At 70.9% G+C, this 22,321-nt stretch carries 21 protein-coding genes; 6 read left to right on the top strand and 15 right to left on the bottom strand.

Annotated elements, in window-relative coordinates:
* Positions 1 to 11 precede the first annotated feature (11 nt).
* Positions 12 to 944 carry a ring-cleaving dioxygenase gene (locus ACFSCV_RS09920; protein ID WP_378799418.1) on the bottom strand — a complete coding sequence of 311 codons (933 nt, stop codon included), beginning with the start codon at positions 942 to 944 and terminating at the stop codon, positions 12 to 14.
* A 99-nt stretch (positions 945 to 1,043) separates the two neighbouring features.
* The gene (locus tag ACFSCV_RS09915) at positions 1,044 to 1,988 is read right to left on the bottom strand and encodes a LysR family transcriptional regulator (protein WP_378799416.1); all 945 of its coding nucleotides are present in this window, start codon (positions 1,986 to 1,988) and stop codon (positions 1,044 to 1,046) included.
* Between the two features lie 101 nt (positions 1,989 to 2,089).
* On the opposite strand from ACFSCV_RS09915, the gene ACFSCV_RS09910 reads away from it, so the two are divergent.
* The 3 genes from ACFSCV_RS09910 (at position 2,090) to ACFSCV_RS09900 (ending at position 5,559) form a co-directional block, all read left to right on the top strand.
* Complete coding sequence (locus ACFSCV_RS09910) at positions 2,090 to 3,124, top strand: aldo/keto reductase (protein WP_378799414.1); 1,035 nt, start codon at positions 2,090 to 2,092, stop codon at positions 3,122 to 3,124.
* A 13-nt stretch (positions 3,125 to 3,137) separates the two neighbouring features.
* The gene (locus ACFSCV_RS09905) at positions 3,138 to 4,316 is read left to right on the top strand and encodes an MFS transporter (protein WP_378799412.1); all 1,179 of its coding nucleotides are present in this window, start codon (positions 3,138 to 3,140) and stop codon (positions 4,314 to 4,316) included.
* 100 nt (positions 4,317 to 4,416) lie between these two features.
* A complete protein-coding gene (locus ACFSCV_RS09900) occupies positions 4,417 to 5,559 on the top strand; it encodes a DNA cytosine methyltransferase (protein WP_378799410.1) in 1,143 nt (380 codons plus the stop codon).
* Positions 5,560 to 5,575: 16 nt separating this feature from the next.
* Here ACFSCV_RS09900 and ACFSCV_RS09895 read toward each other — a convergent pair whose 3' ends face one another.
* From ACFSCV_RS09895 to ACFSCV_RS09855, 9 genes are all read right to left on the bottom strand, one after another.
* Positions 5,576 to 6,367: an ABC transporter permease gene (locus ACFSCV_RS09895; protein ID WP_378799408.1), complete on the bottom strand. Its 792-nt coding sequence runs from the start codon at positions 6,365 to 6,367 to the stop codon at positions 5,576 to 5,578.
* Complete coding sequence (locus tag ACFSCV_RS09890) at positions 6,364 to 7,191, bottom strand: ABC transporter ATP-binding protein (protein WP_378799406.1); 828 nt, start codon at positions 7,189 to 7,191, stop codon at positions 6,364 to 6,366. The genes ACFSCV_RS09895 and ACFSCV_RS09890 overlap by 4 nt, the downstream gene beginning before the upstream one ends.
* On the bottom strand, positions 7,188 to 8,219 hold the full coding sequence (locus ACFSCV_RS09885; protein ID WP_378799404.1) for a taurine ABC transporter substrate-binding protein: 1,032 nt from the start codon (positions 8,217 to 8,219) through the stop codon (positions 7,188 to 7,190). Before ACFSCV_RS09885 ends, ACFSCV_RS09890 begins: the two co-directional genes overlap by 4 nt.
* A gap of 34 nt (positions 8,220 to 8,253) precedes the next feature.
* The gene (locus ACFSCV_RS09880; RefSeq protein ID WP_378799402.1) at positions 8,254 to 9,558 is read right to left on the bottom strand and encodes a M20 family metallopeptidase; all 1,305 of its coding nucleotides are present in this window, start codon (positions 9,556 to 9,558) and stop codon (positions 8,254 to 8,256) included.
* A gap of 253 nt (positions 9,559 to 9,811) precedes the next feature.
* Positions 9,812 to 10,561, bottom strand: a complete 750-nt coding sequence (locus tag ACFSCV_RS09875; protein ID WP_378799401.1) for a Crp/Fnr family transcriptional regulator — start codon at positions 10,559 to 10,561, stop codon at positions 9,812 to 9,814.
* Positions 10,562 to 10,584: 23 nt separating this feature from the next.
* Positions 10,585 to 10,962 carry a fluoride efflux transporter CrcB gene (crcB, locus tag ACFSCV_RS09870; RefSeq protein ID WP_378799399.1) on the bottom strand — a complete coding sequence of 126 codons (378 nt, stop codon included), beginning with the start codon at positions 10,960 to 10,962 and terminating at the stop codon, positions 10,585 to 10,587.
* 72 nt (positions 10,963 to 11,034) lie between these two features.
* Positions 11,035 to 12,969, bottom strand: a complete 1,935-nt coding sequence (fhuB, locus tag ACFSCV_RS09865) for a Fe(3+)-hydroxamate ABC transporter permease FhuB (protein WP_378799397.1) — start codon at positions 12,967 to 12,969, stop codon at positions 11,035 to 11,037.
* The gene (locus ACFSCV_RS09860) at positions 12,962 to 13,879 is read right to left on the bottom strand and encodes an ABC transporter substrate-binding protein (RefSeq protein ID WP_378799395.1); all 918 of its coding nucleotides are present in this window, start codon (positions 13,877 to 13,879) and stop codon (positions 12,962 to 12,964) included. Before ACFSCV_RS09860 ends, fhuB begins: the two co-directional genes overlap by 8 nt.
* Positions 13,873 to 16,161, bottom strand: a complete 2,289-nt coding sequence (locus ACFSCV_RS09855) for a TonB-dependent siderophore receptor (RefSeq protein ID WP_378799393.1) — start codon at positions 16,159 to 16,161, stop codon at positions 13,873 to 13,875. The genes ACFSCV_RS09860 and ACFSCV_RS09855 overlap by 7 nt, the downstream gene beginning before the upstream one ends.
* A 226-nt stretch (positions 16,162 to 16,387) precedes the next feature.
* Here ACFSCV_RS09855 and ACFSCV_RS09850 point away from each other — a divergent pair, with 226 nt between their 5' ends.
* Positions 16,388 to 17,251 carry a helix-turn-helix domain-containing protein gene (locus ACFSCV_RS09850; RefSeq protein ID WP_378799391.1) on the top strand — a complete coding sequence of 288 codons (864 nt, stop codon included), beginning with the start codon at positions 16,388 to 16,390 and terminating at the stop codon, positions 17,249 to 17,251.
* A 73-nt stretch (positions 17,252 to 17,324) separates the two neighbouring features.
* Complete coding sequence (locus ACFSCV_RS09845; protein WP_378799389.1) at positions 17,325 to 18,269, top strand: LysR family transcriptional regulator; 945 nt, start codon at positions 17,325 to 17,327, stop codon at positions 18,267 to 18,269.
* A 10-nt stretch (positions 18,270 to 18,279) separates the two neighbouring features.
* On the opposite strand, the gene ACFSCV_RS09840 is transcribed toward ACFSCV_RS09845, so the two are convergent.
* The 4 genes from ACFSCV_RS09840 to ACFSCV_RS09825 form a co-directional block, all read right to left on the bottom strand.
* Positions 18,280 to 18,924: a nitrile hydratase subunit alpha gene (locus ACFSCV_RS09840; RefSeq protein WP_378799387.1), complete on the bottom strand. Its 645-nt coding sequence runs from the start codon at positions 18,922 to 18,924 to the stop codon at positions 18,280 to 18,282.
* Between the two features lie 83 nt (positions 18,925 to 19,007).
* Entirely contained in the window at positions 19,008 to 19,313 is a 306-nt protein-coding gene (locus ACFSCV_RS09835; RefSeq protein ID WP_378799385.1) for an SH3-like domain-containing protein, read from the bottom strand.
* The gene (locus tag ACFSCV_RS09830) at positions 19,310 to 19,639 is read right to left on the bottom strand and encodes a nitrile hydratase (protein ID WP_378799383.1); all 330 of its coding nucleotides are present in this window, start codon (positions 19,637 to 19,639) and stop codon (positions 19,310 to 19,312) included. Before ACFSCV_RS09830 ends, ACFSCV_RS09835 begins: the two co-directional genes overlap by 4 nt.
* An 11-nt stretch (positions 19,640 to 19,650) precedes the next feature.
* A complete protein-coding gene (locus tag ACFSCV_RS09825; protein WP_378799381.1) occupies positions 19,651 to 20,958 on the bottom strand; it encodes a CmpA/NrtA family ABC transporter substrate-binding protein in 1,308 nt (435 codons plus the stop codon).
* 324 nt (positions 20,959 to 21,282) lie between these two features.
* Between ACFSCV_RS09825 and ACFSCV_RS09820 the strand changes: the two genes are divergently transcribed.
* Positions 21,283 to 22,299: a formamidase gene (locus ACFSCV_RS09820; protein ID WP_378799379.1), complete on the top strand. Its 1,017-nt coding sequence runs from the start codon at positions 21,283 to 21,285 to the stop codon at positions 22,297 to 22,299.
* The last annotated feature ends 22 nt before the right edge of the window (positions 22,300 to 22,321 follow it).

The following is a 22,321-nucleotide window of genomic DNA, read 5'->3' as shown; positions in this document are numbered from 1 at the left end:
GGCGGACATTCTCACCCGAGGGCGGGCAGCCGCTCTTCGATCCGCGGGCGCAGGGGCTCGAGGAACGGGGGCAGCTTCAGCGCCTCGCCGAGACGCTCGGCCGGCTCGTCCGCGGCGAAGCCGGGCTCGTCGGTCGCGATCTCGAACAGCACGCCGCCGGGCTCGCGGAAGTAGACGGACCGGAAGTAGTTGCGGTCCTTCTGCTCCGTCACGCCGAGCCCGTGCTCCTCTACGAGCTTGCGGACCATCTCGGCCTGGGCGGCGTCGTCGGCCGCCCGGAACGCGATGTGGTGCACGCTGCCGCCGCCCGGCCGCCCTCTCAGGAAGCCGCCGACCTCGCGCAGGTCGACGAAGCGGCCGTAGCCTTCCTCGCCGGCGCTGTAGCGGACGACGTTCCCCTCCCGCCCGACCTCGCGGTGGCCGAACACGCCCGTGAGCACTGCCGCCGTCGCCTCCGCCTTGTCGAGCAGCAGCGTCACGCCATGGAAGCCGCGGATGGCGTGCTCGGCCGGAACCGGACCTCCGTCCCAGGCCTCCTCGGCCTCCGCGCCCTCGACGCCGACCAGGGCCAGCGACAGGCCGTCCGGGTCCTTGAAGGCGAGCACGGTCTCGCCGAAGCGCACGACAGGGTTCTCGTGGGGGACCCCGGCCTCCACGAAGCGCTGGGCCCACCATCCGATCGAGCCGCGGGGCACGCGGAACGCGGTCTGCGAGGTCTCGCCGACGCCGACCCGCCCCGGGGCGACATGGTCCCACGGGAAGAAGGTCAGCACCGAACCCGGCCGCCCTGCGGCGTCGCCGTAGTAGAGATGGTAGGTGCCGGGATCGTCGAAGTTCACGGTCTTCTTGACGAGGCGCAGGCCCAGGACCCCTGTGTGGAAGCCGAGGTTCCGGCGTGCGGGCCCGCTGATCGCGGTGACGTGGTGAAGGGCTGCGCCGCTCATGGCGAGAACTCCGTTCGATGGGCCCCGACCTCGGGACGCCGATTTCGCTTGAACGAAAGTACGCGCCGCGCTGAGATATTAAACGGAAACAATCGAAAATCACTGTTTCGGAGAATGGTCCAGTGGCGACGCAGCGGCGCGTGACGTTCCGACGAGCCGCGCCGCCATGAAGTCGATGAACACGCGCACCCGCGCCGGCACGGTCGCCCCGCCGAGATAAAGCGCGTGGAACGGCTCGACGTCGCCGGGGTTGAAGTCCGCGAGCACCTCGACGAGGCGCCCCGCCGCGATGTCCTCCTCGGCGACGAAGCGGCCGACCCGCGCGAGGCCGACACCGTCGAGCGCGAGCTGCAGGACGGTGTCGCCGTTGTTGGCTTCGATCGCCGGCCGGATGGCGAGGTCGAAGGTCTCGCCATCACGCCGGAACGGCCAGTTGGGCTCCGCGCGCCGGAAGTTGAAGCCGATGCAGCGATGCCCCGCCAGATCCTCGGGGCGTCGCGGCTCGCCATGGCGGACGAGGTACGCCGGCGAGGCGACGATGACGCGCGGGCTTTCGCCGAGCCGCCGCGCCATCAGCGCGCTGTCGGGAAGCGGGCCGATGCGGATCGCGACGTCGGCGCGCTCCTCCACCAGATCGATCACCGCGTCCGTCACGCTGACGTCCACAAGGATGTCCGGATAACGGTCCAGAAACTCCCCCAGCAGCGGGACGATGTAGCGCCGTCCGAACGAGAGGGTCGCGCTCACCCGCAATCGCCCGCGCGGGGCGCCCTGATTGCAGATCGCGTGCTCGGCGTGCGCGAGGTCGTTCAGGATGCGGCGGGCGGCGCGGTGATAGGCCTCGCCTTCCGGCGTGACCGCGAGAGCGCGGGTCGTGCGGATGACGAGGCGGACGCCCAGCCGCCGCTCGACGCTCGCGACGATGCGGCTCACGGCCGAGGGCGACAGACCCAGCACCCGTCCCGCGGCCGAGAAGCCGCCGCGCTCGACGACGGCCGCGAACACCTCCATCTCGGCGGCGCGGTTGACCCTCTCACGGGCCATCTGTTCCTCCAGCGCAAAGGTGATTGACGCGGACACAGGCTAAACAGCGCGAACGCGGTCGTCCATTTGTGCGCAGGACAGGATATCAGGGAAATCTCGCCATGGAACGACGCCGCCTCGGACACTCCGGCCTCACCGTGCCGGCGCTCAGCTTCGGCGCCGGGACGTTCGGCGGCAAGGGACCGCTGTTCAGCGCCTGGGGCCGCAGCGACGCGAAGGAAGCCGCCCGGTTCGTCGACATATGCCTCGAGGCCGGCGTCGACCTGTTCGACACGGCGGACGTCTATTCGGATGGAGCCTCCGAAGAAATTCTCGGCGAAGCGATCAAAGGACGGCGCGACGCCGTGCTGATCTCGACCAAGACCGGCCTGCCGACCGGGGAGGGCCCGCGCGACTGGGGCGCCTCGCGGGAGCGGCTGCCGCGCGCGGTCGAAGGCGCGCTCCGGCGGCTCGGAACCGACCGCATCGACATCCTGCAGCTTCACGCCTTCGACGCCCATACGCCGGCCGAGGAGATCCTCGCGACGCTCGACCTGCTGGTGCGGCAGGGCAAGGTCCGCTACGCCGGCGTCTCGAACTATCCCGGCTGGGCGCTTGCGAAGGCGCAGGCGATCGCCGACCAGCGCGGCTGGCCGCGCTACGTCGCGCATCAGGTCTACTATTCGCTGGTCGGCCGCGCCTATGAGTGGGACCTGATGCCGCTCGGCCTCGACCAGGGCGTCGGCGCGCTGGTCTGGAGCCCGCTCGGCTGGGGGAGGCTGACGGGGAAGATCCGCCGCGGCGCTCCGCTTCCCGAAGGCAGCCGCCTGCACGAGACCGCGGCCTTCGCGCCGCCCGTCGCCGACGAACTGCTCTACCGGGTGGTCGACGCCCTCGACGCGGTCGCGGCGGAGACCGGGCGCAGCGCGCCGCAGATCGCGATCAACTGGCTGCTGCGGCGGCCGACCGTCGCCTCCGTCATCATCGGCGCCCGCAACGAGGCGCAACTTCGCGACAATCTTGGCGCAACGGGCTGGTCGCTGACGCCGGAGCAGGTCGCCCGGCTCGACGCCTCGAGCGACGTCGTCCCGCCTTACCCCCACACCCCCTACCGTCAGCAGGACGGCTTCGCGCGGCTCAACCCGCCGATCGTCTGAGGAGTCCCGTTCCATGAAGCTCAACCCGCCCCTGCTCGCGCTGTCGATCGGCGCCTTCGGCGTCGGCATCACCGAGTTCGCGCCGATGGGTCTGCTGCCGCACATGGCGGAGGGGCTCGGCGTCTCGATCCCGACCGCCGGCCTGCTGGTCTCGGCCTATGCGCTCGGCGTGCTGCTCGGCGCGCCGCTGATGACGCTCGCGACCGCCCGGATGGGACGGCGCTCGCTGCTAATCCTGCTGATGGCGATCTTCACGATCGGCAACGCGCTGTCGGCGCTCGCGGACGGCTACGCCACGCTGATGGCGGCGCGCGTGATCACCTCGCTCAACCACGGCGCCTTCTTCGGCGTCGGGTCGATCGTCGCGGCGAGCGTGGTCGCGCCCGACCGGCGCGCCGGCGCGGTGGCGGCGATGTTTATGGGACTGACGCTCGCCAACGTCGCCGGCGTGCCGCTCGCGCCATGGATCGGCGAGACGCTCGGCTGGCGCGCGGCGTTCTGGGGCATCGCGGCCTGGGGCGCGCTGACCATGGCGGCGCTCAGGTTCGCGCTCCCCGACCTTCCGGCGGACGCGGGCGGCGACTTCGCCTCCGAGCTCAAGGTGCTGAAGCGCAGGGACGTGCTGCTCGCGCTCGCGCTGACGGTGATCGGCTCGAGCGCGATGTTCACCGTCTTCACCTACATCGCCCCGATCCTCGCGCAGGAGACCGGAGCCGGCGTCGGCTTCACCACCGCCATGCTGGTGATCTTCGGCCTCGGCCTGACGCTCGGGAACTGGCTCGGCGGCGTGTTCGCGGACCGCTCGATCGACCGCACGCTGATCGTCACGCTCGCGGGCCTTGGGCTCCTGCTCGCGCTGTTCGCGCTGACGATGCGCTGGCCCGCTCCTGCGGCGCTGACGATCTTCGCGTGGGGCGTCGCGACCTTCGCGCTGGTGCCGCCGCTGCAGATGCGGGTGATGACCGCCGCCTCCGACGCGCCGAACCTCGCCTCCGCGGTGAACATCGGCGCGTTCAACCTCGGCAACGCCATCGGCGCCGCGGTCGGCGGCGGCGTGATCGGGCTCGGCTTCGGCTATCCTACCGTCTCGCTCACCGCCGCGGCGCTCGCGGCCGGCGGCTTGGCGCTTGCGGTCGCGACCCGCGCGCGGCCGGCCCCCGCCGCGGCGGCACGGGCCTGTCCGGCCGCCTGATTGCGGCGGCGGCGCCGAGGCGCCACCGTGGCCCTGGAAGGCGATTCGGCAGGCGCGGCCCGCGCCTGCCGGTCGCGGCGCGAGCGCACCCGGCGGGACCATGGCCACGTTCTACGAGTTCTTCGCCGGCGGCGGCATGGCGCGGTGCGGTCTGGGCGCGGACTGGACCTGCCTGTTCGCGAACGACTTCGATTTCAGGAAGGGCGCCATCTACCAGCGGAACCACGGCCTCGGCGCGTTTCGCGGCGGCGACATCCGCGACGTCGCGGCCGCGGACCTGCCGGGGGTCGCGGATCTGGTCTGGGGCTCGTTCCCCTGCCAGGACCTGTCGCTCGCCGGCGGCGGAGCGGGCCTCAAGGGCGAGCGCTCGGGCACGTTCTACCCGTTCTGGGACATCGTCCGCGCGCTGCGGGCGGACGGCCGCGCGCCGGCCGTCGTCGCGCTCGAGAACGTCTGCGGGACCCTGACCTCCCATGGCGGCCGCGACTTCGGCGCGATCTGCGACGCCTTCGCCTCCGCCGGCTACCGCCACGGCGCGCTCGTCATCAACGCCGACCTGTTCGTGCCGCAGTCGCGGCCGCGGCTGTTCCTGATCGGCGTCCGCGAGGACGTCGCGATCGATCCGGCGCTCGTCGCGCCCGGTCCGCTCGACCCGTTCCACACGCGCGGGCTTCGGCGGGCGGTCGAGGGCCTGTCGCCGGCGGCGCGCGAAGCCATGGTGTGGTGGAGCCTGCCGACGCCGGAACGCCGGTCGCGCACCTTCGCCCACGAGATCGAGGAGGCTCCCCAAGGCGTCGCGTGGCGCAGCGCGGAGGACACCGCCCGGCTGCTGGCGCTGATGTCCCCGCTCCACCTCGCCAAGGTCGAGGCGGCCAAGCGAGCCGGCCGCCGCATGGTCGGTTGCGTCTACCGGCGCACGCGGACGGACGAGTCCGGCCGCAAGCTCCAGCGCGCCGAGGTGCGGTTCGACGACGTCGCGGGCTGCCTGCGCACGCCGGCGGGCGGCTCGAGCCGGCAGACGATCCTCGTCGTCGACGGGCCGCTGGTGCGCTCCCGGCTGATCTCGGCGCGCGAGACCGCGCGGCTGATGGGGCTGCCGGACAGCTACCAGCTGCCGAAGAACTACAACGAGGCCTATCACCTCACGGGCGACGGCGTGGTCGCACCGGTCGTCCGGCACCTCGCCGCGCACATCTTCGATCCGCTGCTCGGCCGCCGCGGCGCCGTCGAGAAGGCCGCCTGAGCGCGTCCCGCTCCCGTCAGCGCCGGCCTTCCCAGTGCACGATGCGGCGGCCCGCCCAGGCGAGGCCGCGGTCGGTCGCGAGGCCGATCAGCCCGATCACCGCGACGCCGGCGAAGACATAGGTCGTACGGAAGAAGCTCGACGCGTCGAGGATCAAAAAGCCGAGGCCGCGATCGCCGCCGAGCAGCTCCGAGGCGACCAGAATGGTGAGCGCGGTCCCCATCGCGACGCGCAGGCCGGTCATGATCTGAGGCAGGGCGGACGGCAGCACCACGAAGCGGAACACCTGCCAGCGGTTCGCGCCCATGGACTGCGCGGCGCGCAGCGAATCGAGCGAGGCGGCGCGCACGCCGGCCTGCGCGTTCACCATCATGATCAGCAGCACGGACAGGAAGATCAGCAGCACCTTGGAGGTCTCGCCGACCCCGAACCACAGGATGAACAGCGGGATCAACCCGAGCGGCGGGATCGGCCGCAGCAGTTCGGACGGCGCGAGCAGCACCGCGTCGATCAGGGCCGAGCGGCCGCGCAGCAGGCCGAGCGCGACCCCAAGCGCCGCGCCGGCCACATAGGCGACCGAGACCCGCGCAAGGCTCGCCGCCACATGGATCCAGAGCGGTACGCCGGAATAGCCGTTCGCCGCCATGTCGAGGAAGCTCGTCCAGATCGCCGAAGGCGGCGGCAGGATGATCGGCGAGGCCAGGCCCCGCCAGGCGACGAAGGCCCAGAGCGCGAGGATCGCGAGCGGCGACAGCGTCGCGACGAGCACATAGCGCAGGCGGGCGCGGCGCGCCTCCGAGCGGGTCAATGCCGCATCCTCCGGTAGATCGTCTCGCGCAGCCGCAGGAAGGCCGGGTGCAGCCGGTTCTCGGGGTTTGGACGCGGCGTCGGCAGCGCGACGTCGTAGACGTCGTAGGCGCCGGACTTGAGGTCGTTGAGCAGAAAGATGCGGTCGCCGAGGAACGCGGCCTCGTCGATCGAGTGGGTGACGAACAGGATGGTGCAGCCGGTGCGGTCGCGGATGCGCAGCACCTCCTCCTGCAGCGTCTCGCGGGTCTGCACGTCGAGCGCGGAGAACGGCTCGTCCATCAGCATGACCTTGGGGCCCGCCGCGAGCACCCGCGCGAGGCCGACGCGCTGCCGCATGCCGCCGGAGAGCTGGTAGGGAAACGCGTCCTCGAAGCCGGAAAGGCCGACGAGCGCGGCCATCTCCTCGGCGACCGCCCGGCGCCGCGCCTTGCCGGCGCCGGCGCAGCGGAGCGAGAAGGCGATGTTCTCGGCCACCGTCATCCAGTCGAACAGCGCGGCCGCCTGAAACACCACGCCGCGGTCCGGGCCCGGACCGACGATCTCGCGCCCGTCCACCACCGCCACGCCCTCGGTCGGGCGCAGGAAGCCCGCCACCATGTTGAGGATCGTGGTCTTGCCGCAGCCGGACGGACCGAGCAGCGCGAGGATCTCGCCCGGCGCGACCGCGAACGAGACGTCGCGCATGATGGCGCGCCCGTCATAGGAGAAGCCGACCTTCTCGAACTTCAGCACCGGCGGCGCGCCCTCCGCCCCGGCCTCCCGCGAAGGCGGCGCGGCCTCTCCGACGACCGGCGGGTGGGACGGGCGCGCCGCGGCCGTCACTGCGAGGCGCTCGCGAGGTAGGCCTGGATCGGCTTGGTGTCGAACAGCCCGGCCCAGTCATTCGGCTCGGCCTGGATGCGCTTCTGCTCCAGCAGGAACGCGCCGATGCCCTGCAGGTGCTTCATCAGCCGCGAGTCGAGCTCATGGCCCGGCGCGCCGAGGAAGTCGGCGCTGAGCGTCTCCTGGAATGTCGGATGCGCGACGCTCTGGCCCTCGACCAGCTTGTCGAACTGCTCGGCGGTCATGCCGACGCGCTTGGCCTCGTAGGCGCGCACCTCGGCGGGGTTCGCCTTGTAGTCCTTCTGGGCCTGATCCCACGCCTTCAGGAAGCGCTTCATGGTCTCGGGCTCGCCGTCGAGGACGGCCCGGCGTCCGACCCAGACGCCGCCGGTGATCATGCCGAGGCTCTTGGTGTCGGCGATCGGCTTCGCGCCCTCGCGCTCCATGGCGCCGACGTTCGGCTCCCACACGAAGGCGGCGTCGATCTGGCCGGCGACATAGGCCGGCGGCATGTTGGCGGGGGTGAGGTTGACGAGGGTGACGTCCGCGGACGTCAGTCCCGCCTTCGCGAGCGCGCGCAGCGTGTGATAGTGGCTGGTGGAGCCGATCGCGACGCCGAGACGCTTGCCCTTCAGGTCTTCCAGCTTCTCGATCCCCGCCTTCGGGTTGACGACGAGGCGGACGTTGGTGGCGTCGATGCGCTCCATGAACAGGATCGCGATCGGCAGCCCGTTGGAGTAGCCGGTGACGGACGGGAACTCGCCCATCCAGGCGAGGTCGATCTCGCTTCCGGCGAGCGCCGGCAGCATCGCGGGACCGGCCGGGAACGGCGTGGTCGCGACGTCGAGGCCCTCCTTCTTGAACAGGCCGGAGCCGAGCGCGTAGCTCAGCAGCACGTTGATCTCGCCGGTCTGGAAGCCGATGCGGATCGGCTTCAGGTCCTGCGCCGCGGCGGGCGCTGCGAGACCGAGCGCGAGGCCCGCCATGAGGACGAAGCGGCGGCTGACGCCGAAGGCTGCGCGTATCATCGATGCGTCTCCGCGTGGGACGTTGCGGGGGCGGTCATTCCGCGGCCCCGAGGATGTCGAGCATGGCGAGCGCGAGCACCTTGGTGGCCGCGACCGCCTTGCCGATGTGGATGCTTTCGTTGATCGGAGCCCAGCCGTCGTCGCCGGGGCCGAAGGTGACGGCCGCCTTGCCGCGCTCGGCGAAGCGGATCGTGTCGTTGAAGGCGTTCTTGCGGTAGAGCTTCGGCTCGCTCCCGAGCGTGCGGACATAGGCCCGCCTGAGCGCCGCAGTCGGCTCGGCGTCGCCGTCCTGCTCGAGCGTGCCGTCGACGAACAGCGCTTCGGGGTAAGGCCGCGCCGAGGCGTCGAGCTCCGGGTCGTCCCGCATGGCGTTCGCGATCACCGCCTCGATGTCGGCCATGACGCTGTCCGCGGTCATCCCCGGCAGCACGCCGACGACGCCCAGCACGACGCGGCAGACGTCCGGCGTGAACTGCATCTCGCGCGGAACGCCGCCGGCGATGCGCAGGATGGTGGTCCGCGGAGGCGTCCCTCCGGCCAGCTTCGCCGGCGTGTGGACGAAGGTCATCGTCTCGAGCGCCGGCAGCAGCCGGGCCATCTTCGCGACCGCGTTGACGCCGGTGTCGGGACGCCAGAGGTGGGTCTTGGTCCCGCGCGTCTCGACCTCGACCAGGAAGTTGCCGCCGTTCGCCACCGCGACGCCGAGGCCCCAGCTTCCGTCCTCGGCCGTCCAGCCGGTCGGCTCGCAGACGATGACGCAGTCCGCGTCGAGGCCCTTCTCGTCGAGCAGGAAGATCGAGCCGTCCGGGCCGTTCTTCTCTTCGTCGGCGGTGTAGACGCAGGAGAGGTCGCCCTTGAGCCGAACGCCGGCCGCGAGGATCGCGCGGGTCGCGAGCAAGGTGCAGGCGAGGTTGCCGCGCGTGTCGGACGTGCCGCGGGCGTAGAGCCGGTCGCCGTGGCGCGTCGGCCGGAACGGGTGGCCGCCGGTCATGGTCCAGGCCGCCCAGTCGCCGGCGGGGTAGGTGTCGAGATGGTCGTTCAGGATCAGCGACGCGCCGCCGCCCGCGCCCGGCAGCGAGGCCACCACGTTCGGCCGGCCCTCGCGCTTGGTCGGCAGCTCGACCGCGAAGCCCATGTCCTTCAGCAGGTCGGCGATGAACAGCGCCGCGCCCTCTTCGCGCCCCGCCGGCTGATCGGGATCGAGAGGGTTCTCGGCGTCGGGCTGCCCCGCGGGGATGAGCGCGCAGGCGAGATCGAGCCAGGCCTCCTCGGTGACGCCGGCGAGCACGCGGCGTTCGAGGTCGGACAGGGCGGCGGGAGAGGCAAGATCGACGGTCATGCGGCGGATTTACCAGAGTTTTTCGATAAACTTTGTTGATTTATTTCCTCCGGCGACGGAGCGCGCCGGCCTCGTTCGACAGACGATCCGCAAGCGTCGTGCCAACGCGAGGAAGCGCCGCGCGCATGCCGTCCGGCGCTTCCTCAGCGTTCGAGAATCAAGGGTTTGCGCGCGCCGCAGCCACGACTGTCAGAAAATTTCTTCACGCGGGGCGCATGGTCCGGCCATAGGCGCCGGGCGGGCGCGGCGCGGGCTAGCCGGAGGCGTCGGGCCCCAACGCCAGCGCCCGGATCGCGTCCGGCTTCAGGATGCGCAGCACGCCGCGGCGCTGGCTGAGCGCGCCCTGCGCCTGCAGCCGGTTGAGGCTGATCGTGACCCACTGCCGGGTGGAGCCGATCAGCGCCGCGATCTCGGCGTGGGTGAAGGACGCGGCGATCGCGATCCCGCGCGCCGGGTCGTCGTCCGGCGCCCCGTGGATCTGGGCCATGTGGAGCAGCACATGCGCCAGCCGCTCGCTCAGCGAACGGGTGCCGAGCATCTGCGCCAGCGAGGAGTAGCAGCGCGCCTTGTAGGCGAGCGCGTCGATGATGCCGAGCGCGAGATCGGGAACCTCGCGCGCGAGCGCCCGGAGGCCCGCGCCCGGCAGATGGAGCGCCTCGGTCGGCCGCGCGGCCTCGGCCGCCCAGATGTGGCGGCCCCCGCCGAACACGTCGGGTCCGCCGACGAAGGCCCCCGGCCGCCAATAGGCGAGCGTGATCTCCCGGCCGCGCGGCGCGGCGTAGAAGCTGCGGACCAGTCCGCGCTGGATGACCATGACGCCGTCGTGGCTGTCGCCCTGCCGGAAGACGGCGTCGCCCCTTCGAAAGGACCGCGGCCGGCCGTGCGCCGCGATCCGGGCGCGGTCCTCCGGACCGAGCGCCGCGAGGATGTCCGGCGCCGGTCCGGCCGGCGCGACGTCCTCGGACAGCAGCATGTCGCCGGAGGAGGACGCGGGATCGCTCATGGCGCGGACCCTCCGTCCACCGTTCAGGCCCCGCCCGCGCGCACGACCGCGAGGCCCGCGGCGACGCCCGCGAGCGACAGGACGACGGAGGCGATCACATAGGCTAAGGCCGCGCCGGCCTCGCCGCGTTCGTAGAGCGCCGCGGTCTCGAGCGAGAAGGCGGAGAAGGTGGTGAACCCGCCGAGCACGCCGGTCGTCAGAAACAGCCGCCACTCCTGCGGCAGCTCGCTCCTGAGCGCGAACAGCGCCGCGACCGCGCCGATCGCGAACGAGCCGAGGACGTTGATCGCCAGCGTTCCGACGGGGAAGCCGGCCCCGGTCCAGCGTAGCGCGGCGAGGTTGACGCCGTGGCGCAGCGCGCCGCCGAGGCCGGCGCCGAGGAAGACGATGAGGAAGCCCAAGGTTCGGTCCGCGCTCCGTGAGGGAGGCCCAACCGTCCGCCGCGGCGCCGCGTCCGTCAATCGCCTCCGGGCTCAGCGCCGGCCGAGGGCGACGACGAGATAGGCGCCGCCGATCAGCGACGCGAACAGGCCGAGCGGCAGCTGGTAGGGGAAGATCACCGTCCGCGCGAACAGATCGGCGATCGTCATCAGGCCGGCACCGACCGCGACGGCGCCGATGAGATGCGGTCCGGCGCGCGAGACGCCGGCGGCGCGCACCGCATGGGGCGCGACGAGGCCGACGAAGCTCAGCGGTCCCGCGACCAGCGCCGCGGCCCCCGTCAGCAGCGCCGCGAGCACGGTGAGCGCGAGCCGCGTGGCGGCGACGTCGAGCCCGAGCGAACGGGCGGTGGCGTCGCCGAGCGGCAGCGTCTCGAGCCAGCGCAGCATGGCGGCGAGCGGCGCCGTCAGGACGAGCGCCGCGGCGCAGGCCGCGGCCGCCTGCGGCAGGCTGACGGCGTCGGTCGCGCCGGTCATCCAGGCAAGCAGCGCGAAGGCGCTGGGGGAGCCGGTCGCGATCACCGCGTTGAGGCCGGCGAGGCAGAGCGCCGAAATCCCTGCGCCCGCGAGCAGCATGCGCTCCGGCCCGAGACGGCCGCGGCCGGAGACCAGAAGCATGACGCCGAGCGCGGCCAGCGCCCCGAGCGCGGCGCCGGCCATCTGCAGCGGCAGGCCCGCGCCGCCGAAGGCGAGCAGGATCGCGGCGAGGCCGACGCCCGCGCCCGCGCCGACGCCGAGCACCTCCGGACCCGCGAGCGGATTGCCGGTCACCCGCTGCAGCACCACGCCCGCCGCGCCGAACATCGCGCCAGCCGCGGCCGCGGCCAGCACGCGCGGCGCGCGGAACGGCCAAAGCTCCGCGAAGGCGTCGCCGGTCGCGATCGCCCAGCCGCCCTCGCCGCGGCCGAGAACGAGCCCCGCGAGAAGCGCCAGCGCCGCGAAGACGACGAGGGCGATCAGCAGCGGACCGACGTTCAGCAGCCGCGGCGCCCGCGTCTCCGCCGGCCGGTCGGCGAGGACCAGCCGCGGAAGCAGCCACAGCAGCAGCGGCGCGCCGAGAAAGGCGGTCGCGGCGCCGGTCGGGACGGTCTCGCCGGACCCGACATGGCGCACGACGCCGTCGGTCAGCAGGAGCAGGACGGCGCCGACGACGGGCGCCGCCAGAAGCGTCCGGTCGGCGGAACGGGCGCCGGAGAGGCGCGCGAGCGTGGGCGCGGCGAGGCCGACGAAAGCGATCAGGCCCACCTCCGCCGCGACCGTGGTCGCGAGCGCGACGCCGATCCCGAGCGCCGCGATGCGGATGACCGGCGCCGGAGCGCCGAGGCTGCGCGCGCTCGCTTCGCCCGCGGCCAGCACGCCGAGCGGACGCCGGAGCGCGAACGCCGCGGCGCCGCCCGCAAGCAGGACGGTCGCGATCGCGCCGCTGGCGCGCCAGCCGTCCTGCGTCAGCGAGCCGCCGCCCCAGATCAGCAGCGCGAACAGGTAGTCGCCGCGCGCGAGAATGAGGGCCGCCGTCAGCGAACTCGCGACCATCGCCACCACCATGCCGCAGAGCGCCACGGTGACCGGGTCGAGCTTGCGCCGCCAGCCGAGCGCCAGCACCAGCGCCGCCGCGCTCGCGCCGCCGCCGAAGGCCGCCGCCTCCCGTCCCAGCGGCCCGAGCGCGGGCGCGGCGAGCGCCGCGACGCCGAGCGCGAGCTGCGCGCCGGCGAACACGCCGAGCGTCGAGGGCTCCGCGAGCGGATTGTCGAGCGCGCGCTGCATCAAGGCGCCGGACAGGCCGAGCGCGGCCCCCGCGAGCGCCGCCACCGCGATCCGGGGCAAGGCGCCATAGAGCAGCAGCGCGTGGTCGACCGCGTCGGCTCCGGGACCGAGGCGCGCCGTGACGCCGTCCAGCGACAGGAGGACGCCAAGCCCCGCGAGAACGCTCCAGACGATCCAGGGCGCGACGCCCCGCCGTTCAGCCACGAGCGAACGCCGCGAGGCCCGCCGCGGCGAGGCGGGCGAAGCGCCGCGCCGCCGGCAGGGCGCCATAGGGATTGACGGGGTCGAGCGCGACGAAGCGCCCAGCCGCGATCGGCGGCATGGCGCTCCAGAGCGCGCTGGCGCGCATGCCCGCGAGCACCGCCGGCGGGGTCGGGCCGACATTGACGACGAAGGCGTCGTCCATGCCGGCGAGCGCCTCGACGCCGACCGTCGGATAGGCGCCGAAACGCGTCGGCTCGGCCCAGGCCGACACGAGCCCGATGCGGGCGAGCACGTCGCCGAACATGCTGTCATGGCCGAAGGCGCGGAAATGGCGGGGATCGCCGAGGTTCATCACCAGCGCCGGCCGACCCGCCAGCGGCGCGAGCGCCGCGCGCGCCGCGGCGAGCTCCGCCTCGGTCTCCGCGACGGCGCGTTCGGCGGCCTCGCTCCGGCCGAGACGCCGGCCGAGCGCGCGCGTCGCCGCGACGGCGGCCTCGTAGGGTGAGCCGAGCCCGTAGATCGCGAGGCTTTCGACCGGCGCCACCCGTTCCAGCGGCGCGCGGCGGTTCTCGTACCAGGGCGAGATCAGCACGAGGTCGGGCCGCGTCGCCAGCAGCCGCTCATAGCTGATGGAGCCGCGCAGACCGAGATCGGCGACGCCTTCCGGCACGGCGGGCTCGACGGCCGCGGACCGGAACAGCACCAGCTCGGCCGCCGCCACCGGCGTGAGCCCGAGCGCGAGCGTCGTCTCCAGCATCGCCCAGTCGACCGCGGCGACGCGCGCCGGCGCGGCTTGCGCCGAAGCGGCCCCTGAAACGCAGATCGCCGCGGCGCCCATGAGGACGCCGCGGCGGGAAAACGGCAAGGGGCGGACGGGCGAGCCGCCCGCCGCCCCGAAGCCTGTCACCACGTATAGCTCGCCTTCAGCAGCGCCCTGCGGCCCTCGCCGTAGGAGCAAACGTTGATGCCCTGACAGCCGGAAACATAGCGCTTGTCGAACAGGTTGGTCACGTTGAGGCTGACCTTGTAGGCGTCCCACTCGTAGCGCGCGGCGACGTCGAACAGGGTCGCGTCCGGCACCTTGACGGTGTTTGGCTGCGTCGCCTCGGACTTTCCAAGATAGCGCACGCCGCCGCCGAGGCTCAGGCCCTTCGCCGCGCCGGTGGTGAAGGTGTAGTCGAGGAAGGCGGAGCCGATGATCTCGGGGACGAGGAACGGCTGCTCGCCCTTGAGCGAGACTCCCGTGTCGGACGTGCCCTTCAGAATTTTGAGCTCGTAGGCCGTGAACGAACCGATGAACTTCCAGTTCTCGGTGATGTTCGCTTGCGCCTCGAACTCGAAGCCGCGCGAGCGGACCTCGCCAAGCTGGGTCTGGGCCCGGAATGGTCCGGAAACGTAGTTTTCCTTGGTCAGGTCGAAGATCGCGGCGCTGAACAGGCCCGAGAACCAGGTTGGGGCGTATTTCACGCCTACTTCGTATTGAATGCCGGTCTCAGGCCTGAACGGGATACGGCGCACGCCGCCGGGAACGCTGACCACATTCGACCCGATGAGCGGGTTGAAGGTGCTCGCGACGCTGACATAGGGCACGACGCCGTTTGCGAATTCGTAGCCGAGTCCCGCCCGGCCGCTGAACCGGCCCTTGTTCAGGCTTGCGTCCTCGCCGGTGTCGTTGAGGCCGCCGAAGGCGTCGGGCAGACGCTTGTAGTCGGCGTCGAGCCACATGCGATCATAGCGGCCGTTTAGGGTCGCGATGAAGCCGCCGCCGAAGCGGATCTGATCCTGAATATAGACGCCAGCCTGATGCAGGTTGGTGTTTTCGTCCAGATAGGGAAGCGTGCCAGGCTGAGGCTGATTGAGGTCAGGATTGTGGATGTCGACCGGCGTGGCGAAGGAGTTTGACGCCTGGACCTCGTCGATGCGGTAGAATTTGTAGTCGACGCCGAACAGCAAGGTGTGGTCAAGGCCCCCCGTCGCGAACTTGCCCGTGACGCTGTTGTCGGCCGTGAGGTTGAACACTTCGGTGTCGTGGTCAAACCGGATGCGGGCCAACTGGGTGTTGCCCGCGCTCGGCCTCTCCGCAAAGCCGTAGCCGAACGGATAGAGCTGGGCCTCCTCGATATGGCCGTAGGCGAAGCGCGCCTTCGAGTTGACGGTCCAGGTCTCGTTCAGGTCGTGCCGTAGGTCATAACCAACCATGGCCTGGCGGCGGTCGAACCGGTCGATGTCCGGGTCCGAATAATTCTCCTTGCGGTTGATGCGGCCGAGATCGATCGAACCGTCCAGGGATCGCGCCCGTTTCACCGTCCCGTAATAGGGAAGGAAGTCGCCGCCGCCGTGGTTCTGATCCATGTGCTGGTAGTTGGCGTAGAACGTGAAGTCGGTGCCGGCGTCAGGCGAATAGGTCGCTGCGCCTTGGATGACGCCGCGAACGCCGTCCTCGTGCTTCGAATACCCGTCGCCGCCCTCGAGCTTGCCGGTGAAGCGGTACTTCCAGACCGGCGGCAGAGGGTTCAGCTTGCTCTCGACGCCGCTTGGCACGACCCTGTTGATGTCGAACGCGCCGTAGCCGGTCGGGTAGTTGTCGATCCCGACCTCGATCTCACCGAAGTCGTGGTCGAGCGGGCGCTTGCTGACATAGTTGATGATGCCGCCGATGTTGCCGCCGCCATAGAGCGACGATGACGCGCCACGCAGCACCTCCACACGCTCCAACAGATATGAGTCAGTGTAGAAGTTGCCGAATGCGAAATTGAACAGCTGCATGCCGTCGCGGTAGACGCCGGTCTGTGTGGCGTCGAAGCCGCGGATGTAGAACCAGTTGTTGTCGCTGTCCTCGCCGAAGGGCTGCGTGAACACGCCAGCGGAGTAGCGTACCGCCTCGTCGGCCTTTTGCGCGCCGAGGTCGTCCATCTGCTGGCGGCCGACCACGCCGATCGACTGCGGGATGAGCTGGACGGGCGTGTCCGTCTTCGAGCCCGTGGTCGTGGCGGCCGGCACGTAGCCGTTCACCGGCGCGACGCCGGAGCCGGCGGGCAGGGTCACGCCCGCGCGCGTCCCCTGACCTTCGACGTCGATCTGCTCCAGCGCGATGGCGCCGCCGTCCTGCGCCGTGGCGTTTGGCGCATAAGCCGTCACGGCCAGCGCAACGCTCGCCAGAAGCCCCGCATTCAACTTCGATAGGTAGATCACCTTGCGTCCCCGACGGCTCGACACTCTGTATAATGCCAAGAGTTCGGCCCAGATTAGAATAACTATAAATCCAATCTGAGGCCTGAATCTTACGGCTGTTGCCGGCGTCACTAACAAGTTGAAACGCTGACGGGGTCTTGTATATTTTTGGCTTCGCAATATTCAGCACGTCGACTGTGTCGCGCACATCACGAAGGGACCGGGAGTGGCGGCGTTCCGGCCGAGGATGGACGCGCGGCGGGACGGCATCACAGTCCTCGGAGGCCCGCGCGCGCACGCCTCCGAGGCCGGGCTGGTGGAGGTGTGGCGCGCCCGCTGCGAGGCCGGCGCGCGCGGCGACTACGTCTCGCTCGATCCGCGGCTGTTCATCGTGCTGGAGCCGCTCGCGGCGGACATCGCGCTCGACGCCGGCGCCGGCCGCGTCGCCTCGCGGGCGGTCTCGGCGAGCTATGTGCCGGCCGGCGCTCCGGTGCGGCTGAGCGTCGACTTCGCGACCGACGTGCGGCACCTCGACGTCCATTTCGATCCGCGCCGCATCGGGCCGTTCGACGGGCCATCGTCCGGGCGGGCGCAGGAGCCGCGTCTGATGTTCGCGGACGGGCGCGTCCAGCGCTTCGCCCGGCTGCTCGACGCAGCAAGCCGGAACCCCGCCGCGCTCAGCAGCCTCTATGGCGACGGGCTGGTGGCGGCGCTGGTCGCGGCGGCCCTATCGCCGGCCGGGGATCTCAGCCGCCGCAGCGCGCTGTCCGACCGGCAGCTCAAGCTCGCGATCGACTACATCGAGGAGCTCTGCGCCGAGCCGATCCGGCTCCAGGACCTCGCGCAGCTCACCGGCCTGTCGGAGACCTATTTCAGCCACGCCTTCAAGGCCGCCACCGGCATGCCGCCGCACCGCTGGCAGCTCGAGGCGCGGGTGCGGAGAGCCAAGGCGCTGCTCGCGGAGGACGACATGTCGCTGATCGACGTCGCGATCACGACCGGTTTCTCCGACCAGCCGCACTTCACGCGGGTGTTCAAGCGGTTCACCGGCCTGACGCCGCTAGCCTGGCGCGCCGAGCGCCGAAACGGCGCGCGGGGGACGTCGGACTGACCGGACCGGCTGGCGCCGGACTTGCGTCCTGGCGGACGGAACCGCGCCGCGGACTCCGAACGGGACGAACGCCATGAGCCTTTACGTCCGGCAGCTTCACTATCTCGTCGCGCTGGCGCGCCATCGGCATTTCGGGCGCGCCGCCGCCGAATGCCAGATCAGTCAGCCCGCGTTGTCACAGGCGCTGCGCCAGCTCGAGAACGCGTTCGGCGTGCCGATCGTCGATCGCCACAATCACGGTTTCGAGGGCTTCACCCCGCAGGGCGCGCTGGTGCTCGACTTCGCGCGCCGCACGCTCGACGGCTACGAGCATCTCGTGCAGGAGATCGTCTCCGGCGCCGACGACCTCACCGGCCACATCCGCGTCGGCGTCATCCCGGTGGCGATGCCCGGCATCTCGATCATCACCACCGCGTTCAACCAGCTCCACCCGAACGTCAGCGTGTCGGTGACGTCGCTGAACTTCACCGACCTCAAGAAGGGCCTGGAGAACTTCGACCTCGACATCGGCATCAACTATCTCGACCACGGCGCCTCGACCGGGCTGCGGCCCTACTTCCTCTATGACGAATCCTATTTCCTGATCGCGCCCGCGGACCACGGCGTCGCGCGCCACGACACGGTGACCTGGACCGAGGCGGGACGGCTGCCGCTCTGCATGCTGACGCCGGACATGCAGAACCGGCGCATCCTCGACCGCGTCTTCGCGAGCGTGGGCGCGTCGCCGCGCACGGTGATCGAGACCAACTGCGCGCTGGCGCTGTGCTCGCACGTCCGTCCGGGCCACTGGTTCGCGGTGGTGCCCAACACCTTCTTCATGATGGTCGGCAACTGGAGCCAGACCCGCGCCGTCCGCCTGATCGAGCCGACCATCACCAACACGATCGGCATGATGGTGCTGGAGCGCGAGCCGCAGCCGCCCGCGGTGCGCGCCTTCATCGAGGTGGCCGAGGAGATCGCCATGGCGGAGGAGCTGATGCGCTACGCCCCCGCCCACCTGCAGGCCGCGGCCCCTTGAGGGCCCGCGATCACGCGACGGCCGGCGCGACCGCCACGCCGATCATGCAGTCGCGCGTCACGAGCCCCGCGAGTTCCGCTTCCGACATGCCCTCGCTGCCGGCCGGCCGCTCCGGCAGCACGAGGTAGCGCATGTCGGCGTTGCTGTCGTGGACCAGCAGGCGCACGTCGTCGGGCACCGTCAGGCCGAACTCGGCGAGCACGGCGCGCGGCTCGCGCACCGCGCGGGCGCGGTAGGCCTTGCTGATGTACCAGGCCGGCGGCTGCCCCAGGATGGAGCGCGGGTAGCACGAGCACAGCGTGCAGCAGACGAGGTTGTGCGTGCCGGCGTCGTTCGCGACGACGATCAGCTGCGCCTCGCCGACGCCGACGCCGAGCTCCGCCGCCGCCGACTTGCCGTCCGCCAGGAGGCGCGCCCTGTAGGCCTCGTCGACCCAGGCGCGCGCCACCAGTTTCGCGCCGAGATGGACGCCCGGGGATTCGATCCGCTCGATCTCGCGCCGCACCTCGCCGGGGAAGACCAGCCCGCGCTCGACGAGCAGGCTCTGGATCGCGTCGACCAGGATCTGGCCCTCGATGTTGCCGGCCTCATCCTCCACGACCAGCGGCTCGTGGTCATGATCGTGCTCGTGGTGGTGGTCGTCGTGCGCGCTCATGCGCCCTCCGATGCTTGCGCGCGCCGCAAGGGGCGCGCCGGAACAAGGCGTGACATGCGCCGCCGCGTGGACAGCGGCGCATGTCACATCGCGACGGCGGAGGGTGCCGCCGGCGCGAGCCAGTGGTCGTAGATCTCGATGCAGAGCATGTCGGCGGCGGGGCCGCGGTAGTCGGGCCAGAGCTCGACCATCGGGAATCCGACGCGATAGAGCGGCACGACCGGGCCGCCCACATTGCCGATCGAGAGATCCTCCGGGTTCAGGAAGGCCCCGCAGCGGTGCAGGACGATCCCGGTCCGGCCGCGGATGTAGAACGGGGTGCGGATGTGGCCGGGCTTGCCGAGATCGAGAACCAGCACCCGGTCGCCCGCATCGAAGCGAGGCGTCATGTCGGGCAAGCCGCGGGCGGCTCCCAGCGGGCGCGCGCTTCTGCGACGGCCGCCTCCAGCTCCTCGCGGGTGAAAACCTCCTTCTCGACGAGGATGTCGATCATCGCCTCCAGCCTGCGACGGTAGAACGACAGCGCCTTGTACTTGTCCTCGCCGAAGGATTCGAAGCCGCGGCGCAGCTCGTCGAGCGACATCATGCGGCGCGTGCCGTCGCCGAGCAGGTTGCGGATCGCCTCGACCTGCTTCTCCCATTGCAGCCAGGGCAGCTCGACGATCGGGATCGCGCCGGCGGGATCGCCGCCGATGTCGTGATAGCCTCGGGTCATCGCGATCTCCCTCACGCGCGCCGGATCGCGAAGCCGTCGACATAGGCCTGCGGCGCGGCGGGATCGAACTCCTTGCCCAGCACCATGTGCTTGATCGAGGTCGCGGGCGGCGGCTCGAGGCCCATGTCCTTCATGCGCTTCGCGGCGTCGGTCGCGAGGAACACCTGCTTCGCCATCGCCTGATAGTCGACGTCCTTCGGAATCATGTCCCAGCGCCGGAGCTGGGTCAGCAGCCAGACCGCGGTCGACTCATAGGGGAAGGCCTTGAAGCCGATGCGGTTCGGCTCGCTGACCACGCCGCCGAGGCCGTCGGCGTAGCGGCCCATCAGCACCTGCTCGAGCACGGTCTTCGGCTGGTTGAGATAGGCCGCCGGCGCGAGCAGCTCCGCCACCTGCTTGCGGTTCTCGGCCTTGTCCGCGAACTCCGTCGCCCGCACCACGGCGCGGAACATCGCGCCGTAGCTGTTGGGCGCCTCCTTCGCGAACTTGTCCGTGACGGAGAGCGTGCAGCACGGGTGATCCGGGAAGATGTCGCGCGTCAGCAGGTGCAGGAAGCCGACGCCTTCAAAGACGGCGCGCTGGCCCCAGGGCTCGGCGAACAGCATGCCGTCGAGATTGCCCGCCGCCATGTTGGCGACCGAATCCGGCGGCGGGAACACCCGCAGTTCGACGTCCTTGTCCGGGTCGAGCCCGTTCTCGGCGAGGTAGTAGCGCAGCAGCATCGCGTGCATCGAATGCTGGTGCGGGATGCCGAACTTGAAGCCCTTCCAGTCCTTCGGATCGCGGCGGTCCTTGTGCTTGACGTGCAGCGTGATCGCGTTGCCGTTCACGTTCTGGATCGTCGAGACATAGGTGTTCAGCGCAGGCCCGCCGACGCCCATCGTCATGGTCATCGGCATGGCGAGCACGAGATGGGTGGCGTCGAACTCGGCGCTCAGCAGCTTGTCGCGCACGATCGCCCAGCCGGGGGTGCGCGCCAGATTGACCTCCAGCCCCTCCTTTCCGTACTCGCCCATGGCGTGGGCCAGCAGCAGCGGCACGGCGCAGGTGATCGGCACGTAGCCGATGTTGAGCTTCGCCTTCTCCGGCTTCATCGCGTCCTGGGCGAGGGCCTTCGCCGCCCCGAGCGGAAAGACCTGCGCGATCGCCGCCAGCGCCGTCGCGGCGCCGACCGCCTGCAGGAAAGCGCGCCGGGCGACGGGATCGGGCGCGATCGCGTTCAGCACGGTGGTCTCGACGATGCGGTCGACATAGTTCTCGACGCCGGAATAGCCGCCGGCCGGCGTCGCCTCCCCCAGCATCCGCTTATGAAGACGCATCGACCCTTCGCAGCCGCAGGCGCAACCGGGCGGCAGGCGGAACGGCGAATCCGGGCTCGTCATGGTCGATCGCTCCGTGGCCGATCGTTGAAACCGCAAGCCGGATAGCAACGGTCGTGCCAGCCATGGGCTCGGGATCGGCGGGCGCACAGGACGCAGGGCTCATAAGCGCCGCTTATGACGAGATCAACGCCGGCCGCCTGCGGTCGCGGCGTCCGGCGGACCAGATTTTAGACTGTCCTCATGCGCCGTTTCCCCGCATCCTCGGCGGCGCATGAGGGGTTTCCCGAAACCTCCCCGCGGTCGCAGGAGCGGAGATTCGCGATGAACGGACTTGGCGGTCTGAACAAGTCGGAGCACGGCGTGGTGCTCGGGCTGGTGCAGCTACAGCTTCCCGTGGTGGCGACGCCGGCGGACCTCGCGGCGCAGACGCAGGTGATCGTCGGCATGGTCGCCAAGGCCCGGCGCAACCTCGGCACGATGGACCTCGTGGTGTTCCCCGAATACGCCCTTCACGGCCTGTCGATGGACATCAATCCGGAGATCATGTGCCGGATCGACGGGCCGGAGGTCGCGGCGTTCAAACAGGCCTGCGTCGACAACCGGATCTGGGGCTGCTTCTCCATCATGGAGCTGAACCCCGGCGGCATGCCCTACAACACCGGCCTCATCATCGACGACCAGGGCGAAATCCGGCTGAACTACCGCAAGATGCACCCCTGGGTGCCGGTGGAGCCGTGGGAGCCGGGCGACTTCGGCGTGCCCGTGATCGAGGGGCCGAAGGGCGCGAAGATCGCGCTCATCATCTGCCATGACGGCATGTTCCCGGAGATGGCGCGGGAATGCGCCTACAAGGGCGCTGAGATCATGATCCGCACCGCCGGCTACACCGCGCCGATCCGCCAGAGCTGGCGCTTCACCAATCAGGCCAACGCGTTCCAGAACCTGATGGTGACGGCGAACGTCTGCATGTGCGGCTCGGACGGGTCGTTCGACAGCATGGGCGAGGGCATGATCGTCAACTTCGACGGAACCGTCATCGCCCATGGCGAGACCGGCCGGCCGAACGAGATCATCACCGCGGAGGTGCGCCCCGACCTCGTGCGCGAGGCGCGCATCGGCTGGGGGGTCGAGAACAACATCTACCAGCTCGGCCACCGCGCCTATGTCGCGGTGAAGGGCGGCGCGCAGGATTGCCCCTACACCTTCATGCAGGACATGGTGGCCGGAAAATACCGCCTGCCGTGGGAGGACGAGGTCAAGGTGACGGACGGCGCGTCCTGCGGCTTCCCCGCGCCGACCCGCCGCTACGGCGAGCGCCTGAAAGACGCCGCGGAATAGCCCGCCCGCTCCTCCGGCCCTT

The sequence above is a fragment of the Methylopila henanensis genome (assembly GCF_042681025.1).
Taxonomy (GTDB): Bacteria; Pseudomonadota; Alphaproteobacteria; order Rhizobiales; family Methylopilaceae; genus Methylopila; species Methylopila henanensis.
The sequence above is the reverse complement of the archived record's forward strand: the minus strand, read 5'-3'. Positions and strand labels throughout refer to the sequence as shown.